General features: G+C 37.9%; 16 protein-coding genes. 2 read left to right on the top strand and 14 right to left on the bottom strand.

The genetic code is table 11. From position 1 onward, the window contains the following. Window positions 1–7: 7 nt before the first annotated feature. From SAY88_RS04240 to SAY88_RS04225, 4 genes are all read right to left on the bottom strand, one after another. Window positions 8–1,321: a TRAP transporter large permease gene (locus SAY88_RS04240; protein WP_332629563.1), complete on the bottom strand. Its 1,314-nt coding sequence runs from the start codon at window positions 1,319–1,321 to the stop codon at window positions 8–10. Beyond that, window positions 1,311–1,814, bottom strand: a complete 504-nt coding sequence (locus SAY88_RS04235) for a TRAP transporter small permease subunit (RefSeq protein WP_332629560.1) — start codon at window positions 1,812–1,814, stop codon at window positions 1,311–1,313. Before SAY88_RS04235 ends, SAY88_RS04240 begins: the two co-directional genes overlap by 11 nt. A 4-nt stretch (window positions 1,815–1,818) precedes the next feature. After that, window positions 1,819–2,910: a TRAP transporter substrate-binding protein gene (locus SAY88_RS04230; RefSeq protein WP_332629558.1), complete on the bottom strand. Its 1,092-nt coding sequence runs from the start codon at window positions 2,908–2,910 to the stop codon at window positions 1,819–1,821. A gap of 74 nt (window positions 2,911–2,984) precedes the next feature. Beyond that, a complete protein-coding gene (locus tag SAY88_RS04225; RefSeq protein ID WP_332629556.1) occupies window positions 2,985–4,742 on the bottom strand; it encodes a thiamine pyrophosphate-requiring protein in 1,758 nt (585 codons plus the stop codon). Between the two features lie 213 nt (window positions 4,743–4,955). Between SAY88_RS04225 and SAY88_RS04220 the strand changes: the two genes are divergently transcribed. Next, window positions 4,956–5,852, top strand: a complete 897-nt coding sequence (locus SAY88_RS04220) for a LysR family transcriptional regulator (protein WP_332629554.1) — start codon at window positions 4,956–4,958, stop codon at window positions 5,850–5,852. Between the two features lie 56 nt (window positions 5,853–5,908). Here SAY88_RS04220 and SAY88_RS04215 read toward each other — a convergent pair whose 3' ends face one another. The 10 genes from SAY88_RS04215 to SAY88_RS04170 form a co-directional block, all read right to left on the bottom strand. Then, window positions 5,909–7,369 (bottom strand): aldehyde dehydrogenase family protein, encoded by a 1,461-nt coding sequence (locus SAY88_RS04215; protein WP_332629552.1) that lies wholly within the window; start codon window positions 7,367–7,369, stop codon window positions 5,909–5,911. Between the two features lie 131 nt (window positions 7,370–7,500). Beyond that, window positions 7,501–8,025: a 3-phenylpropionate/cinnamic acid dioxygenase subunit beta gene (locus SAY88_RS04210; RefSeq protein WP_250097222.1), complete on the bottom strand. Its 525-nt coding sequence runs from the start codon at window positions 8,023–8,025 to the stop codon at window positions 7,501–7,503. Then, complete coding sequence (locus SAY88_RS04205) at window positions 8,022–9,374, bottom strand: aromatic ring-hydroxylating oxygenase subunit alpha (RefSeq protein ID WP_332629549.1); 1,353 nt, start codon at window positions 9,372–9,374, stop codon at window positions 8,022–8,024. The genes SAY88_RS04210 and SAY88_RS04205 overlap by 4 nt, the downstream gene beginning before the upstream one ends. 230 nt (window positions 9,375–9,604) lie before the next feature. After that, the gene (locus SAY88_RS04200) at window positions 9,605–10,381 is read right to left on the bottom strand and encodes an IclR family transcriptional regulator (RefSeq protein WP_332629547.1); all 777 of its coding nucleotides are present in this window, start codon (window positions 10,379–10,381) and stop codon (window positions 9,605–9,607) included. Between the two features lie 156 nt (window positions 10,382–10,537). Continuing rightward, window positions 10,538–11,845: a TRAP transporter large permease gene (locus tag SAY88_RS04195; protein ID WP_332629545.1), complete on the bottom strand. Its 1,308-nt coding sequence runs from the start codon at window positions 11,843–11,845 to the stop codon at window positions 10,538–10,540. Continuing rightward, entirely contained in the window at window positions 11,835–12,404 is a 570-nt protein-coding gene (locus SAY88_RS04190) for a TRAP transporter small permease (RefSeq protein ID WP_332629543.1), read from the bottom strand. The genes SAY88_RS04195 and SAY88_RS04190 overlap by 11 nt, the downstream gene beginning before the upstream one ends. Window positions 12,405–12,433: 29 nt before the next feature. Beyond that, entirely contained in the window at window positions 12,434–13,525 is a 1,092-nt protein-coding gene (locus SAY88_RS04185) for a TRAP transporter substrate-binding protein (protein WP_332629541.1), read from the bottom strand. 383 nt (window positions 13,526–13,908) lie between these two features. Continuing rightward, the gene (locus tag SAY88_RS04180) at window positions 13,909–14,775 is read right to left on the bottom strand and encodes a 2-oxoacid:ferredoxin oxidoreductase subunit beta (RefSeq protein ID WP_332629539.1); all 867 of its coding nucleotides are present in this window, start codon (window positions 14,773–14,775) and stop codon (window positions 13,909–13,911) included. Window position 14,776: 1 nt separating this feature from the next. Further along, the gene (locus SAY88_RS04175) at window positions 14,777–16,540 is read right to left on the bottom strand and encodes a 2-oxoacid:acceptor oxidoreductase subunit alpha (protein WP_332629535.1); all 1,764 of its coding nucleotides are present in this window, start codon (window positions 16,538–16,540) and stop codon (window positions 14,777–14,779) included. Window positions 16,541–16,604: 64 nt separating this feature from the next. Beyond that, a complete protein-coding gene (locus SAY88_RS04170) occupies window positions 16,605–16,853 on the bottom strand; it encodes a ferredoxin (RefSeq protein WP_332629533.1) in 249 nt (82 codons plus the stop codon). A gap of 253 nt (window positions 16,854–17,106) precedes the next feature. On the opposite strand from SAY88_RS04170, the gene SAY88_RS04165 reads away from it, so the two are divergent. Next, window positions 17,107–18,021 carry a ketopantoate reductase family protein gene (locus tag SAY88_RS04165; protein WP_332629531.1) on the top strand — a complete coding sequence of 305 codons (915 nt, stop codon included), beginning with the start codon at window positions 17,107–17,109 and terminating at the stop codon, window positions 18,019–18,021. The last annotated feature ends 80 nt before the right edge of the window (window positions 18,022–18,101 follow it).

The raw sequence follows: 18,101 nt of genomic DNA, 5'->3' as shown, positions 1-18,101 counted from the left end.
AGATGGATTAACCTCCGCCTCGCATGAAATTAGGCAAGGTCATAACAATTTCAGGGAAAATAACTAGTAAAATTGTGAATAGAATCATAGTTAGTAGCATTGGTGTAACCCCTCTAAATATGGTTTGTATCGGGATATCTTTTGCAACCCCATTTATTACATAAACGCTTATTCCAAGAGGTGGAGTGATAACCCCCATGTTAAACACCATAACCATAATAATCCCAAACCAAATACCATCAAATCCAAGTTGAATAATAAGTGGATAAACAATTGGAAGTGTTAGTACTAGGATTGCTATTCCTTCCAAAAACAAGCCTAATAAGAAATAGATAATTAGAATGATAGCCACAATGACAAATGGTGATACATCTAAACCGATCACCATCGATGTGACCGCAGTAGGAACTCGACTCATTGCTAAAAACTGACCAAATAAAGTCGCTCCAATTAAAATAATAAAAATCATCGATGTTAAGCGGATCGTCTCCTCTAATGAAGCGAAAAACCCTTTCCATCCTAATCGTTTCGTTAAAACAGAAAACAACAATGCACCTAGAGCCCCTACTCCCCCTGCTTCAGTCGGTGTGAAAAAACCAAAATAAATCCCACCAATACTGAGTAAGAAGATTAAACCAAATGGCCAAATTTTGCTTAGTGATTTCATTCGATCTTGAAACGATGACGGACTTTGTTGATTAGGCGCAAGTGATGGCTTTCTTCTCACTTGAATATATACAGTTAACATAAAGAGGAATGCTAGTAAGATACCTGGAACAAGACCAGCAATTAACAACGCCCCTACAGGTTCCATGGTTAATACCCCGTACAGAATTAAAATGACACTTGGAGGAATCAACACGCCAAGAGTCCCACCTGCAGCCACACAAGAAGAAGATAAACCTGGATGATATTTGTAATCTTTCATTTCTGGTAAAGCAACCTTTGCTAACGTTGCTGTCGTAGCATTGACCGATCCCGAAATGGAAGAAAAGATCGCAGATGCACCAATCGTTGCCATTCCAATACCTCCGCGAACGTGTCCAACCCAGTGATCAACAGCTTTAAACAAGTCTTTTGCTAATCCACTATAAGAAAGAAACATCCCCATTAAAATAAACATTGGCATAACACTTAAGCTATATTTACTTGCTGTTCCAAAGGCACTCATTCCTAGCTGCGCCAAGGCAACATTTGTACCCGATAAATACATATATCCTGTAAAGCCAACTAATAGGAGAGCAATCCCAACTTGAACACGAAGCAAGATTAGAACAAATAAAGCGAAAATCCCTATAATTCCTACTACTTCAGGACTCATTTGGATGCACCACCTTTCGTATCGCTTTAAAGAAATCAACGAGCACAGTTAGCGTATAAAACAAAATCCCGATAGCACAAACAAGAACAAACATACTAACAGGCAGGTTCAAGTCACCTGTAACATTATTTGAAACTTGGTTAGCGTACAAGACTGTTTGCCTAGCCATTAATCCAAGTAGAATCATCATAATTAAATAGGTAATCACATCAAAAACGGCCTGCGCTCGTACTGACAATTTATCAATTAGAACCCCAACTGCAATATGTCCTTTTTTCTGTTGGGTATATCCTAAACTTAGAAAAACAATTAATGCTAACCACAAATAGGTTAACTCATATGTGCCTGTAACAGGACGCCATAGAAAGCGTCCTGTTACATCACTAAATGTTAAAACCATCATTAAAAATAAGAGGATTGCCGAAACTTTAGCTGAGATGTTATTCAAGAAACCTACAAACTTCTCAAAATTCGCCAAGAATCTCATAAACATATGGCTATTCTCCTAGATCGCGTAGGCGAACGGCTTCCTCATAGATTTCTGATCCTGGCAATCCCTCTGCATCCATTTCATTCACCCATTTTTCATATAGGTGTTCTAATGGAGTTTGCCAACTAGAGAGTTCTCCTTCAGGAATTTCATAAATTTCAATCCCAGCTTGACTCGCAGATTCCCATCCACCATCAGCATCTACGTTATAAAGCTCTGCTGCTTTGTTCGCCATGTTTTCACCAATAATTTCTTCTATTACAGTTTGATCTTCCTCTGAAATCTTTGACCAAGTAGCTGGATTAATGACAACAAAGATACTACTTGTATAGAAATTGCCTTTTGTAATATAGTTCGTTACATCAGCAAGTTGGAAGTTAGTAATAACCGAAGCAGGAGCGAGTGCACCATCAACAACTCCTCTTTGCATCGCTTCATACACATCCCCCATTGGCATAGAAACTGGGATTGCCCCATATGATTCTAAGATTCCATTAGCAGATGGAGAAGGAGTTCGTATTCTCAGACCTTGTAAGTCTTCAGGAGAGTGAATTGGTTTATTTACTGTTAAAAGTTGTGCTGGATCATTTTTAAATAACCACCCTATCTTTGTTCCTTCATGCTCCTCTGCGATATCAGGGAACGTCTCATGAAGTCCCCAGAAGATTCTGGTCGCATCAGTAGCATCTTCCCCCATAAAAGGCAACTCCGTTACACCAGTGAGAGGAAATCTCCCCGGGGTATATCCATGCAGGGACATCGACATGTCCGCTACCCCATTAACAACTAAATCATACTGCGCATTTGCCTCGCCTAAAGCATTAGCTGGATACAATGTTCCTGTCACTCTACCATCCGTTGCCTCTTCCATTTCTGCAATAAATGGTTCGATTAACTCTGTATGCTGAGGGTGAGGTCCTGGCATAAAAGTAGAAATGGTTAAGTTTACTACCTCACCTGATGGAGCAGGACTGTCTGATTCCCCACTTGCTTCCTCGCTTCCTGTTGACTCTGCTCCTCCACAAGCTGCTAATCCAACAAGCATTGTACTCATAACCCCAGACCATAGAAAACGCTTCCACTTTTGTTGTTTTTTCATGGTTACACCCCTTTAGAAAAATAAATACAATATTTTAATTGGTGGAGTATCCTCCACCTTTTTACTGCAACATTTTATTTACCTGTAATACGAACATCTACAACAGCTGATCTACCATCTTTAACCACTTTATAAGCTTTCCGTAAAGCTTCCTTCAGCTCCTTTGGATCTTCTACAGTTTGCGCATAAGCTCCGCCAGCCGCTTCTGCAACATTCGCTAAATCAGAAGATGGTCCAAATTTCGTATAGAACTCATCTGTTTGTTTTGCCAATCCTTCTGGATGAACCCCTAAAGCAGAGAATTTCGGAGCATTCCATTGCTCATTATTATAGATAACCGTTAAGAATGGAGCATCGTACTTTCTAGACATCCAGTGAACTGGTGTTGGATTACTAAAGACGAAACACCCGTCCCCACATAAACTAACAACCACTTTATCTGGTGAAGCTAACTTAGCACCAACAGCTGCTCCTCCATTCCAACCGAGAGAACCACCACCCATTGTAAAATACGTACCTGGTTTCGACCTAGGTAAATGGTTATTCACAGTTGAAAAATTTGTTATCGTTTCACTCATGACAATCGTATCGTCTTCAATGACTTCTCTAATGCATGATGTTAATAATTCAGGAGTAATTCTCCCTTCCTGACTTGGCTCTTCAAGTAAAGACAATTCCAATTGCTGCTCATGGTGAAATTTAGATATGTTTTTAAAACGCTTTGCAATTTTATCTTTGTTTAATTCTACCTGATTCAAAAAGGCATTTAGCTGCTGTAAAACAACATATGTGTCAGCTTTATAGAAACTCTCAGATGGAATGTACCAAAGTGGTGTTTTTTCTTTTAAAGGATCAGTATCTACAAAATAAATCTTGCAATCTTCTGCAGGCTTATTGTGTAGAGGAATCCACGGAACATCACTGTCTAGTACAAGAACTAAATCTGCTTTAGCTAACTGTTCATGCTGAACCGGTTCGTTCCATCTATACCCCACATGCAATGGATGATCTGAAGGAAAATTAAAATAACTCGGAACTGATTCTAAAACTGGAATTGCTAGCCTTTCTGACAAGGTAATTAGCTCTTCTACACTTTCATGATTACGGCCTAAGTAAGACGTTACAATTAAAGGATTTTCCGCTTTTATTAATGCATCTACTATCTCTTCAATTTTTTGTGGTGGAATTGCAGATGGTGATAATGGTCCCCATTTTGTCAGGTCAAGTGATACTTCTTCTACTTTTTCTTCCAATACTTCACGTGCGGCTATTAAATACGCTGGTCCTTTTGGATCACTTTGTGCCACTTGCATTGCTCTATGAAGCAATTGTTTTACATTTTTTCCTGTTCGAATTTCATTTGTATATTTTGCATACTCTCTTACTATTCCAGGCTGATCATACACATCTTGAATCCAATGGATGAACTCATTACGACTTCCTAGCATTTCACCATCTTGGGTAGAAGGTGAAGTGCCTGCAAAGATTAATACAGGAATTCTTCCTTTCGCAGCGTTATGTACAGCCCCTCCAAGATTTTGGGTACCACAATCAACATGAACAATGACAACTTGTGGCTTGCCAGTTATTTGTGCATACCCATGAGCTGCACTTAGTGCTACCATTTCATGTTGACAGATAATAACTTCCGGCATCCCCCTGCCTTCTTTTTGAAACCTTGCAAAGCTCTCAAGAAGAGCCGGATGGTCGCTCCCTAAATTAGCAAATATATATGAAACACCTAACTCTTGAAAAGCTTCTAACATTTGGTCTGCAGTCGTGTACACCCTTTTCTCAACAGAAACATTGCTTTTGGCATCTTGTAACTTCACTAATTATTCCCCCCAACAATTAACAACCAATTTTTATACCACTTGTAAATCCACAAATAAATAAAACGTTTTCAAATTCCGAAATAAATAAATGTAATATTCAATTTATTTGCAATAGTTGCTTTTTTTATAGTGTAGCACATGATATAGTATATGAATAATATTAAAAAAGTCTATTTTACATACTTTTTTAATATGAAAGGGGATTATTTTATGGATATTCGTCAACTTCGATACTTCATTACTGTTGTACAAGAGGGACAAATTACACTTGCAGCCAAAAAATTAAACATGGCACAACCACCTTTAAGCCAGCAACTAAAAAACATGGAGATAGAGATCGGAGCGAAGTTACTGGAAAGAAATGGACGAAAGCTTGAATTAACAGAAGCTGGGCACCTTCTCTATCAAAAAGGGCTTAAGCTACTTGCAAATTTTGATGAAACGATCACTGCAGTAAAAGAAACAGGAGAAGGATTAAGTGGTACATTGTCTATAGGTTGTGTCATGTCCTGTATTCACTACCTGCCTGATCGAATTCAACATTTTAATGAAAGTTATCCTAATGTTAAATTAAAAATTCTATCTGGTGATCCTTATCGGTTAACTGATTACATTCATGAAAGAAGTATTGAAGCTGCAATCGTTCGCTCACCAATAAACACAGAAAACTTTAATACAATTGAACTTGATGTTGACCCATTTGTTTTTATTGCACCAGCAAACTGGGATCAATTACCCTCACTGCCCCAAATTACAATGAAAGAGGTTTCTCATCTTCCTTTAATTGCTTTACATAGAGTTAATGGAGTTGGCGTATACGAAGTTGTCTTAGAAGAATTTCAAAGGCGTGGATTAGAACCTAATTATGTTTGTGAATCTCCTGATGCTACCATTCTTTTATCTATGGTTAAAGCAGGGATAGGTGGGGTATTGTTACCTAGGTCGGTATTGTTTAATTTTACGAAAGAAAACCTTAAAGTGTTTGAAATAGAAGATAGTTCTGCTGAAACAACCACATCTATCATTTGGCAAAAGGATAGATACCTTTCAAAAGCAGCTAGACGCTTCATTGAACTATTTACCGAAGATGATCTACCTACTAGTTAGGACAGAAAGAGAGTGCTTTTAGGACACCCTACAAGCACTCTGGGTAATGATTATAATTAAAACGCAAACTGACGATACTTCGTCTGCACCGACACCCACTTCATCGTCGTGAATTCATCCACAACCCACGGATTTCCAAAACGGCCTAATCCACTCGCTTTGTTTCCTCCAAATGGAATATGCGGCGCATCATTTACCGTTTGGTCGTTAATATGTGTCATCCCTGCTTCGACTTGCAATGCAAGCTCTTCTCCACGCTCCAAATCACTTGTGAAGATCGCAGAGCTTAATCCATGCTCGGTATCATTCGCAAATTCAATCGCCTGCTCATCGGACTCAGCTTTAATAATTGTCGCAATTGGCGCGAATAATTCACTTTGCGCTAGTTGACTGGAATTATCAACATTCGTAAAGACAAACGGCGTTAGCACATTGCCAATACGCTCCCCTTCTAAGGCAACCGTTGCGCCCTCGCGTTTTGCTTCCTCAATGAAGTTCAGTGCCTTCTCCATTTGTCTATCATTTACTAGAGGTCCAATGACTGTTTTCGGATCACTCGTATCTCCGTACGGGAGTGCCGCAGCTTTTTCAACAAACTTTTGAACGAATTCATCATGCTTATCTTGATGCACGATGATTCGGTTGATGATCATACATATTTGACCTTGGTGAATGAACTTCCCAAAAATCGCTGCTTCCACCGCTCGATCGACATCGGCATCAGATAAGACGATCATTGGACTGTTTCCACCAAGTTCAAGCGCAACCCGCTTTAAGTTTCTACCGGCAATTTCGCCAATATGGCGACCTACCGCTGTTGAACCCGTGAAGCTCACCAATTGATAATTGGGGTTCGTCAACATGTCATCACCAATTTCTTCAACATCTGTTTGAATCACATTTAAGACACCTTTAGGAAGGCCTGCTTCTTCATATGCTTTCGCTAAAATCGCACCACCGCTTAACCCTACTTGGATATCTGGCTTATGCACCACGCTATTACCTAGCGCAATCGCAGGAGCGATCGTTCTCATTGATAAATTCATAGGGAAGTTAAATGGCGAGATCGACGCAATCACCCCTAGTGGTACACGGTGAATATGATTTAATTTTCCTTCCACATGTCCAGGTACTTCTCGTACTTGGTTCACCTCGTCGGCATATTTAATCGCTTCTTCTAAAAATTCAAGCGTTAAATGCAACTCGACGTTCGCTTTTAACACACTTCCACCTGTTTCACGACCTATGACATTCACAATCTCATCGCGGTTGGCCTTCAAGTAGTCTGCAGCCTTATGTAAGACTTCTCTCCGCTCATCTACTGTGCTTTTCGCCCATTGTTTTTGAGCAACTTTGGCAATTTCAAATGCTTCTTCTACTTGCTTAGATGTAGCTAATTTAATAGAAGTGATTAAGGAGCCATCGTAAGGATTTGTAATATCATACGAACGTTCACTGCCTCCATCTACCCACTCACCATTAATGAAACTTTTGTTTAATTGTTCATAGTTTTGCATCTAAGCCACTCCCTTACCAATTTGTTTATGTTACCACTTAACAGCAAACGCTTACATTTATTATAGTAATATTCTAGCTTTTATAAAAGAGTGGCGTTCTTATAGATGCAACAAATGCTAGTTATTTCAAATTACAAGAACATACTCATATTCATTGTTGTAATGACTGCTTGATCTGGAATAATCGTACGTGAACACACTTTCCACTCACCATCTACGTTTCTAACTACATCGTTTCTTTGACCAAACATTTCTTCAAGGTCTGTAGTTGAGCCACGGCTTCGTTTATATAGAAAATAGCTACGCACTTTATACTCATCTTCATGATCCCCTGCTTCTACAACAACATTTGTGATAAAGTGGCGTTGCCTTGTAGCTGGATTTTCAACCCAAGCTGATTTCGTATAAAGTCTATTTACCCTTGTTCGTAGGGAGGCTTTTGTTTCTTCGTAAAAAGCTGAATCGACAGAGATATTATCAATATTTACCCCTTCTACCGTTTCACGTAAAGGCATTTTATATTTAATGTCATCTGTTAATAGTTCCAACCATTCTTTATACATGCGGTTGTCCAGAAAATAAGCTTCTTGATAAAGAAGATTCGTAATTTGATCTTTTACTTCTAGTGATACGTGAGCTTTTACTTCATTACTCATTTCGTTTCCTCCTTTACAGAAGTCTCTACAGTAAGTAACTCCAGCCAATGCTCATGCATCCTTCTTGCTAATGCATCACAATATGTTGTCGGATACGCTACACCTGGTCCAGGGAATGACTCATCTTGCTTTACGTGACTAAATCCCATTAAATAATTACTTAAATTATTATAATTTAGCTCTTTATCACGCATCATGGACGCACCACTTACTTCTACAATTCTTGCCCATGTTTCCGTATCATCTTGTTCCAACGTTCCAGTTGGACCAAACGAACCAAGATAGCCTCTGTATGCATCCGCTTTATATTCTTCAGGAGCAGCCTTATCAATCATGAACCAGCACCAAACTTCGACTTTATCAGGTCCAAGCGGTCTCCAAACGCGGAAATTCAAGTAATTATGCAAATGTCCTTCTGTTCCATGTACCGGACTCACAAATGAAAGGTTGGGATACACACCACCAACAAAGACAGTCACTCTTTCTAAAATGTCTGCTTGTTCAGGTGATAAATTACGTTGGAACATTGGCCACATTTCTTTTGGCATGCCTTGGAATTCAGTTCTAGAGCGACCTGTTTTTGAAGTAATAACATTTATGCCATGTGCATTTTTCATCACGACTTGGTGTCCATAACCAGCGTAAAGTGGATCCTCTGGGCTTATCCCCATCTCAACCGTCGATCTGTGAGTTGTTTGAACGTGATAAGGGTCCGCAGCAAAATTTTCCGCTGTTGATTTCCAGTTTGCTTTTGCTACCCAGCGTTGTGGGAGGCCAATTACTTCCATTCCCCCATCACTTCGACCTAGCATCATATCAAAATACCACTTCATTTCTCCCAAATAATCTTCTAACGATTCAGCTTCTGGATCAAGACAGCCAAAAATCATTCCTTGATAACTTTCAAGCCTAGGAACTTTCCGAAGCCCCCATTTATCTTTACACATTTCTTCGCCATATACTTTATTCCCAGCAACAATCCCAATTAATTTTCCATCTAGATTGTAGCTCCAACCATGATACGGACAAGAAAATGTTTTCTTTTTACCGCGGTCTGCTGTACATAATTGTGTACCACGATGAGTACAGGAATTTAAATAAGCCTTAATTTCACCTTTGCTATCTTTTACAAGTAAGATTGGATCATTGACCATCCATCTTGTTACATAGTTTCCTGGTTCCTTTAATTCTGTTTCATGAGCTAAAAATTGCCATGTCTTACTAAAGACTTTCTCTTTTTCAAGTTCATAAATATCAGGATCAGTAATAACCCACTGTGGTAACAAGCCTTCGTCCATTTTCTCCTTTAACTGCTGAATAAGTTTTTCATCTAGCTCTCTTTTAATCATTGAAACTTCCTCCTTGTAAAAGGTAATATAATTAAGTGCTTACAATCCACATTGTGAACTGATGATTCCTATAATGAATTTATAGGTCAAATATACCCAAGAAATAGAAGTATGTCAATATAAAATGAATTTTCTATTAATTAATGTTGCATAACAAAAACCCCTTGGACTAGCCGAGGGGCTTTGAATGATCAAACCATTGTTCAATCTATTTCACATTATATTAGATTTTATGATTTTATTTTCCCCATTTTAAGAGAAATAGCAGATGCTACACTCTTAATGGTGAATATTAATTCCTCTCTCCTCTCGCCTTCCATTTTATAGCTAGGGCCAGAAATGCCAACAGCTGCAATTACTTGATTTCTATCGTTAAAAATAGGTGCTGAAATAGCCGTGTAACCTATAAACGTTTCATCAACGTCAACGAAATACCCTTTTGCTCTAATTTCCCCAAGTCGCTCAATAAATTCTTTTTTATCTGTCAAAGTCTTTGGCGTCCTTGATTCAAGTGGATACTCTTCAAGAAGCTGTTCAACAAAACTCGTCTCCATATGCGCTAACAAAACAATTCCAAACGCTCCATTATGAAGGACACGCCTTCTTCCTACAAAGTTGTTAGGCTGCAGACCATCTTCACTATCATACCTAACTAGATATTGAATGGTATCAGATTGAGGTTGGGCAAGGATCACTGAATGACCTGTGTCTTCATGAAGCTTTACTAAATATGGGTCTGCTTCTCTCCGAATATCTAAGTTTTCAAGTACAACACCACTATATTCAAGCAAACCCGTGCCAAGTCGATAGCGGTTCGTCATTTGATTGTATTGAACTAGATAGTTGCGCTCTAACGTCCAAAGTAGTCGATATGTCGTTGTTTTCGCTAGCTTTGTTTTGCTCATAATTTCTTCTATTGTTAGTTCAGACTTTTCGTAACTGAAACAATTTAATATATGAATAGCACGCTCTACTGATTGAATTGGCTCTAAATTAAGTTCTCTCATTTTTAATCTCCAGTTTCTCTGTTCATTATTATTTTTATTTAAACACCTACCGAACAATATTTCAATTTCAAAAAACCTCCCTACTATAGAGAGTACTGAGAAAGGTCGTTTTCCCTTTGCCATACTCACTATATAATAAGAAGGTTTTTTGAGTCGTCAGGACCTAGATATATCTGGTAAGAAAGTTACAATTTCCGGGAAAATGATTAATAAAATAGTAAATGCAACCATGACAAGAACCATTGGTGTTACGCCTCGGAAAATTTTTGTGATTGGTACATTTTTTACAACACCACTAATAATATACACACTTAGTCCAAGTGGTGGAGTTAGTACACCAATGTTAAGAACCATTACCATAATAATTCCAAACCAAAGTCCATCAAAACCAAGTTGCGTAACCATTGGATAAACAATTGGAAGTGTTAAAACCATAATTGCAATCCCTTCCATGAACATACCCAAGATTAAATAAACTAGTAATATTAACAGTAAGATTACATAAGGTGATACATCAGCTGAGCCTACCATCGATGTTAATTTCATTGGAATCTGACTAAGAGCTAAAAAGCGCCCAAAGATACTTGCACCAATTAAAATTAAGAAAATCATCACAGATAAGCGGATTGTATCATCTAAAGAAGATTTTAACTTATCCCATGTTAATTTTTTTGTGAATAGGGTGACTAAAAACGCTCCAATCGCCCCAATTCCACCTGCTTCCGTTGGAGTAAACACCCCAAAATAGATCCCACCAATACTGACCATAAAAATAATTAAAAACGGCCATACCGTTGAAAGCGAACGCAATTTTTCATTGAAAGATGATGATTCTAAAGATCTCGGAGCTAACTCTGGCTTTAAGCGCACTTGAATATTAATTGTAATCATAAAGATTATTGCTAATAATAGACCGGGAACAATCCCACCAATTAATAAAGGACCTATTGGAACTTGAGTAAGAGCCCCATACAAGATCAAAATAACACTAGGAGGAATTAATATTCCTAATGTTCCACCAGCAGCAACAGCTGCCGTTGACATCGACGGTAAATACTTATATTTATTCATTTCAGGTATCGCAATTCTTGCCATCGTTGCCGTTGTTGCATTTGTTGAACCCGAAATAGCGGCGAAAATGGAACTTGCTCCAATAGTTGCAATGGCCAAACCGCCTCTAGTATGACCTAACCATTTATCAACAGCTTTGAAAAGATCTTGACCCAAACCCGTATTTGACATAAACATCCCCATCAAAATGAATAAGGGAATTACACTTAAGCTATAAGCGTTTGCCGTTCCAAATGCAGCCGTACCCAACTGTGCCAACCCAACGCTCCAATCCGTTAGCAAAGACACCCCTAGAAACCCTACTAGAAATAATGAAAGTCCTACGGATACATTCAAAAGAATAAGAACTAATAATAAAGCTATACCTAACATACCAATCATTTCAGGACTCATTCTTTTGCACCACCTTACGAATAGATTGCCAGATATTGAGTACAATTGTTAGAGCGTAAAACAAAACCCCAATAGCAGCTAATATAGCAAAGAACTTCATTGGAATCCCTAAATCTCCACTTGTCTGTGCTCCAAATCTTTGAGCATAGGCAAATAACTGCCATGATGTTGTACCTAGTAAAGCAAGCATAATAACAGACGTAACAACATTAATTGATTCACGAATTTTCACAGGTAATTTGCTAGTTAAGAAATCAATAGAAATGTGCTCTTTCTTTAATTGAGTCCTTCCCAAACTTAAGAAAATAACAATGACCATTGCCAAACCAGTTAATTCATACGTACCTGTTATTGGTTTGTAAAAAAAATACCGTCCAATAACATCTCCCGTAGTAAGAAACATCATTAGAAAGAGGACGAGCATCGACACTCGATGTGTAGCATTATTAAGAGAATGAACAAATTTCTCAAATTTCGTCGTTTGTTCTTGCAAAGAGGATTTGTTGGGATACTCAGATCCCAACATTTCCTTTTGAACTTCCTTTGCGTTCGAGCTCATAAAATCACCTCAGTAGGAATAGCTTGCTATTAATTTTCTTCCATTAAACGTAAAGCTTCATCTAAAATCGCTTGACCGTCAATTCCTTTAGATTCCATGTTTGCAAGCCACTCATCTGTTACTACTTGCGCAGCTTCTTTGAATCTATCAAGTTCTGCATCGTCTAACTCTAAGAATTCAATACCTTCTTCCTCTGCCTTAGCTCTTGCTTTTTCTTCTTGAGCATCAAACGCTTCTCCTGCAGTACGAGCCATCGGTTCACCCATTAACTCTTCAATAATCGTTTGGTCATCAGAAGGTATACGGTCCCAACTATTCTTATTCATCGCTGTGTAGAATAAACCAGTACTAAAGTTACCAATTGTTACATAATCAACAACATCAAATAAATTGAAATCTGCTAAAGCTGCTACCGGTAAAATCCCTCCATCAATAACCCCACGCTGCATAGAATCATAAATTTCTGGAGCAGGCATAGATACTGGAGTTGCCCCCCATGATTCGATCATCTTACCTCCCTCAACTGATGGAGTTCTTAATCTAAGACCACGTAAATCTTCTAAACTAGTTACTTGTTTACCAGAAGTAACAATTGCGTAAGGGTCTGCTGCATGAACCCACATTAATTTTACATCATCATATTCTGCTTGAATTTCAGGAAATTGATCATATAGTTTTTGAGCAATGACACTTAACTTTGCTCCATCTCCATTTGCTAAGAACGGTAATAACATAACTGAGTGTACTTCAAATTTACCTGCATTGTATCCTTGTAACCCCCAACCGGAATCCATAATACCGGTTACGATATTGTCATATGTTTCAGCTGGTGTTCCTAATGCTCCACCAGGGTAGATTTGAAAATTAATACGTCCGTCTGTTGCTGCTGCTACTTCTTCACCAAATGGTCTCATTGCCATTGAATCTTGAACATGCTCAGTAGAGTTCATATGTCCCATACTAAATGTAATCGATTCACCGGACTGACTAGTTTCTGAATCTGAACTATCAGCATCATTGGTTGAGTCAGTTGAACTATCACTAGAACCACATGCTGAAATTAATAGCAAGAATGCGATCATTAAACTAAAAAAAGAGAATCTCTTTGTAAACCTTTTCATAAAAATCTACCCCCAAATTAGTTTTTTAAGATACAATTAAGCAACTCCCCATTTTAACCGCTTACATAAATAACTTTATAAATTCCCTCCTTTATTAAAATAAATCTACTATATATTTTTAATTACTTAATAAAATATTTGTTATTTACTTGTTGTTAGTTTCATTGTAAAGCCCTTTCAAAAACAGAACAACTAGTCTGTTCTGTTATGAGCAACGAATTTATTTTTTTTTTGAAATAAAAGAACTATTTCATAATATCAAATAATTCTCTCAATACTTCTTTGTTCTGCTAATTAATTCCTCTATGTACTATCGTTTGTCGTAATTTGTTAAATATTAATAACCCCTAAGCTGATTGACTTAGGGGTTACTAGTTTAGGAATTACATAAACTCCACCATCATCTTATTAAACTGTTCTTCATCTAACTGCAAGTTTTCATGTGCAAGTGGTTTTTCCGAATAACTAGTAAGCATTTCTTGATACGAAGGTTGTTGTTTGTTTTGATAGATTAAACCTGTAACAAGACCGTTATGTTCCATTAATGTTTGCATTGCCTGCATCCGATTTTCTTCATTATAGTCTGGAACATCTGCTAATTTTGTAATATTCGTCTTAAACCAATCGTACGTATTAACTTTATTAAACGTGACACAAGGACTAAATACATTAATAAGTGAGAATCCTTTATGTTCAATCCCTTTCTCAATTAACGCTGTTAATTCCTTCAAGTCACTTGAGAAACTTTGTGCTACAAATGTTGCACCAGCTGTTAATGCCATTTCCATCACATTTAATGAAGATTCTACAGATCCCGTTGGAGTACTTTTTGTTTTAAAACCCACATCACTTCGTGGTGACGTTTGCCCTTTTGTTAACCCATAAATTTGGTTATCCATGACGATATAGGTAATATCAATGTTTCGCCTGATTGCATGAACCGTATGTCCTATTCCGATTGCAAATCCATCACCATCTCCACCAGATGCGATTACAGTCAAATCTTTATTTGCCATCTTTACTCCTTGAGCGATTGGCAGCGCACGCCCATGAATTCCATGCAAACCATAGGAATTAATATAACCTGAAATACGACCAGAACAGCCTATACCTGATACAACAGCAAGATTATCTGGTTCAACTCCAACATTTGCAGCAGCACGCTGTATCGCAGCTTGAACAGAAAAATCTCCACATCCTGGGCACCAGTTCGGCTTCACTTTATTACGAAAGTCTTTAAATGTAGCCATTTTATGCCAACTCCTTACTTTTTTGAATAAGTGTAGAACATAATTCATGAATTTCCGTTGGCAAAAATGGGTTTCCATCATACTTAAGAACACTTTCGATGTTACTACCACCAACATTCATTTTTATAATATTTGCTAACTGTGCTGTCGCATTATTCTCCACAACTACGACTTTTTTTGCCTTAGCCATAAGCGACTTTAATGAATCAACTGGAAATGGATGCAGCAGGCGGATTTGAGCGTGATTGACTTTAATTCCGTCCGCTTCAAGTCTAGGCATCGCTTCTTCAATTGTCCCTCGAGTCGAATTCACCCCAACAATTAATAAATCAGCTTCCTCATGATCTGCATGAACATGAACGGGGTCGTTAAAGCGATTACATAAACCAGAAAGCTTTCTCAGTCGTTTATCCATTTGCTTCTTTCTATTTACGGGAATTTCAGATGGTTTACCTGTTTCATCATGTTCCACCCCGGTTACATGATGAATTCCATTTTTCATTCCTGGGATCACGCGACTCGATACACCACTATCCGTTAGTTCATAACGTTTATAATAAGCTCCATCCACCCGTTCTGGTAATTGAGCATTTATATCTAACATTCCACGTCGAATTTCAACTTTTGAAAAATCTAGTGGTTCAACTGTTTGCTTTCCAAGTGAAAGAGCTAAATCAGTCACTATAATGACAGGACATTGATATTCTTCCGCTAAGTTAAACGCTTCAACGGTGTCATAAAATGCCTCCTCTACTGTACTTGGTGCCATAACAATTTTAGGGATGTCTCCATGAGTGCTATAAATCATAGCCATAAGATCAGATTGCTCTTGTTTTGTAGGCAATCCCGTGCTAGGTCCTCCGCGCTGTGTATCTATGACAACAAGAGGAGTTTCGGTCATACCTGATAAACCAATGGCTTCTGCCATTAATGACAACCCAGGACCTGCAGAGGCTGTGAATGAACGGACACCTGCATAATTTGCCCCAATTGCCATCGTGCATGCCGCAATTTCATCCTCAGTTTGAATGACTGCTCCGCCGAGTTCAGGAAGTTTTTCGATCATATACTCCATAATTTCCGATGCTGGTGTAATCGGGTAGGCAGCCATGAACCGACTTCCTGCTGCTACAGCTCCCATGCCAATTGCATCATTTCCAATCATGAACATTCTCTGTTTTCCATCTGCTTGAGCTAAAGTAAGAACAGAGTTTTCAATATTAGGATCATTTTTCAAATAATCGGCTCCTGCATAAATTGCTTTCATATTATTCTCTACGATTTTTTCTCCTTTCTTCATAAAGATATCCTCTACAACAACTCTGAACGTTTCAGGAGAAAGATTTAAAATCGTACTCGTTGCCCCTACTGCAACCATGTTTTTCATTAAAGAAGTTCCTAACTCGGAGGCTATATCTGTAAATGGTACAACACACAAGTTTGCCTTGCATCCATCAGGTATAGTTGGATTGAACTTAGCATCAGCTAAAATCAAACCCTCTTCCTTCAATTCATGAAAATTTACATCAATTGTTTCTTGATCAAAAGCGACGAGAATGTTTAAATCATCTGAAATTGAATTAAGTGGTTTTGTACTAACTCGAATCTTATTATTTGTATGACCACCTTTGATTCGCGAAGAGAAATGACGGTATCCATACAAATAGTACCCAAGGCGATTTAGGGCTGTTGCAAAAATTTCACCAGTACTTTCAATCCCCTCTCCTTGTTGCCCTCCTACTTTCCATGATAATTGCTCTCTCATATGTTTCACTCCCCCTAAAGGTTTCTCATCTGATATAAAGCGTTTTCAACAAGTTGCTTTTCTATTAATCATATTTCATAGGATCACCATCAAATGGTTCATCTGCTATTTTAATAGATTCTGTTGGACAACCATCATGAGCATCTTCCATACCTTCCATTAAATCCTCTTGGACATAGGTTGTTCCTTGATTATTATCTAATAAAACAAAAGCAATTCCTTCATCGTCATAGTCATAAATATCAGGCGCTGCAGCACCGCACGCTCCACATGCAATGCAAGTATCTTTGTCTACAATCGTATATTTTGCCATTATTAGCCTCTCCCTTCTAAAAGATGATAGGTTTTTTATTATTTATTTGTACCCATCATAAAGTAGCTTTAGTTACTATACAAGACCACCGTTCTTTTATATGTAACAAACACTAATTATTCTAATTATTCTAATATTTAATTTAAGAAGGCTTATTTCTTATAGATTCAGAATATATGTCGGTGTATAGTAGAAATAAAAAAGCTAAATGTAAATCTTTAGATACTTGTACTTGTTAATAGGAGGAGCTCAAATGATTACGAATATATCGCTAATTGGACTTGGAGGAATTGGTGCCGCCTATGCTAGTAAATTGCATGATATGGCACCTGAAGATATAAAAGTCATTGCAAGTAAGGAACGAATAAAGCGATATCAAGCCGAAGGGATTTCAATTAATGGAATGCGCTATGACTTTCAATACATACAACCAGAAGTGGTCGTAGAACCAGCTGACCTTGTATTAATTGCTGTCAAATATGAAGGACTTGATCAAGCGATAAAGGATTTACGACATCATATTGGACCAGACACCATCATCATGTCACTTTTGAATGGTATTACGAGCGAAGAAATATTAGAAAGTATCTATCCAAATAACCCGGTTCTTCCAGCTATGTGTGTAGCGATTGATGCCATACGTGAAGGAACGTCGGTTACCTTTTCAAATATTGGCAGAATATGTTTTGGTGAAAACAATAACCTGACTTTGTCTTCAAATGTAAAAAAAGTGAAGCAATTGTTCGATCGAGCAAGTATTCCTTATGAGATTCCAGAAGATATGCTTCATACAATGTGGTGGAAGTTTATGATAAATGTAGGAATCAATCAAACTTCGGCCGTATTGAAGGCCCCGTACAAAGTCTTTCAAGAAATACCTGAAGCTCATGCTTTTATGAAGTCAGCGATGATAGAAGTGATGGAATTAGCTAAAGCGAAAGGGATCAACTTAACCGAAAGTGACTTTCTTAAGTTTGATAATATCTTAAAAGAAGGGTTATCACCTGAAGGAAAGACGTCCATGCTGCAAGATGTAGAGGCCGGCCGAAAAACGGAGGTAGAATATTTATCAGGTACCGTTTGTAGATTAGGTAAAGAACATCATATTCCAACACCCGTAAATGATATGCTTTTTAATATGATACGAGTGTTAGAAAAAACGTATTAACTTTACCACCTTGGAACCACCTACTAATAATAAACCGAACAGGTACAGGAACATCAAAAGAATTCTCCGTACATTACTTC

This window comes from Halalkalibacter flavus, from assembly GCF_036663575.1.
GTDB lineage: Bacteria > Bacillota > Bacilli > Bacillales > Bacillaceae_D > Halalkalibacter > Halalkalibacter flavus.
Note: the sequence above shows the minus strand (reverse complement) of the source record. Positions and strands in the feature narration are given on the sequence as shown.

Bases quoted from the DNA above. Each gene is read 5' to 3' on its own strand.
- SAY88_RS04240 (WP_332629563.1), bottom strand. From the start codon at position 1,321: ATGAGTCCTGAAGTAGTAGGAATTATAGGGATTTTCGCTTTATTTGTT.
- SAY88_RS04235 (WP_332629560.1), bottom strand. From the start codon at position 1,814: ATGTTTATGAGATTCTTGGCGAATTTTGAGAAGTTTGTAGGTTTCTTG.
- SAY88_RS04230 (WP_332629558.1), bottom strand. From the start codon at position 2,910: ATGAAAAAACAACAAAAGTGGAAGCGTTTTCTATGGTCTGGGGTTATG.
- SAY88_RS04220 (WP_332629554.1), top strand. From the start codon at position 4,956: ATGGATATTCGTCAACTTCGATACTTCATTACTGTTGTACAAGAGGGA.
- SAY88_RS04215 (WP_332629552.1), bottom strand. From the start codon at position 7,369: ATGCAAAACTATGAACAATTAAACAAAAGTTTCATTAATGGTGAGTGG.
- SAY88_RS04210 (WP_250097222.1), bottom strand. From the start codon at position 8,025: ATGAGTAATGAAGTAAAAGCTCACGTATCACTAGAAGTAAAAGATCAA.
- SAY88_RS04205 (WP_332629549.1), bottom strand. From the start codon at position 9,374: ATGATTAAAAGAGAGCTAGATGAAAAACTTATTCAGCAGTTAAAGGAG.
- SAY88_RS04200 (WP_332629547.1), bottom strand. From the start codon at position 10,381: ATGAGAGAACTTAATTTAGAGCCAATTCAATCAGTAGAGCGTGCTATT.
- SAY88_RS04195 (WP_332629545.1), bottom strand. From the start codon at position 11,845: ATGAGTCCTGAAATGATTGGTATGTTAGGTATAGCTTTATTATTAGTT.
- SAY88_RS04190 (WP_332629543.1), bottom strand. From the start codon at position 12,404: ATGAGCTCGAACGCAAAGGAAGTTCAAAAGGAAATGTTGGGATCTGAG.
- SAY88_RS04185 (WP_332629541.1), bottom strand. From the start codon at position 13,525: ATGAAAAGGTTTACAAAGAGATTCTCTTTTTTTAGTTTAATGATCGCA.
- SAY88_RS04180 (WP_332629539.1), bottom strand. From the start codon at position 14,775: ATGGCTACATTTAAAGACTTTCGTAATAAAGTGAAGCCGAACTGGTGC.
- SAY88_RS04175 (WP_332629535.1), bottom strand. From the start codon at position 16,540: ATGAGAGAGCAATTATCATGGAAAGTAGGAGGGCAACAAGGAGAGGGG.
- SAY88_RS04170 (WP_332629533.1), bottom strand. From the start codon at position 16,853: ATGGCAAAATATACGATTGTAGACAAAGATACTTGCATTGCATGTGGA.
- SAY88_RS04165 (WP_332629531.1), top strand. From the start codon at position 17,107: ATGATTACGAATATATCGCTAATTGGACTTGGAGGAATTGGTGCCGCC.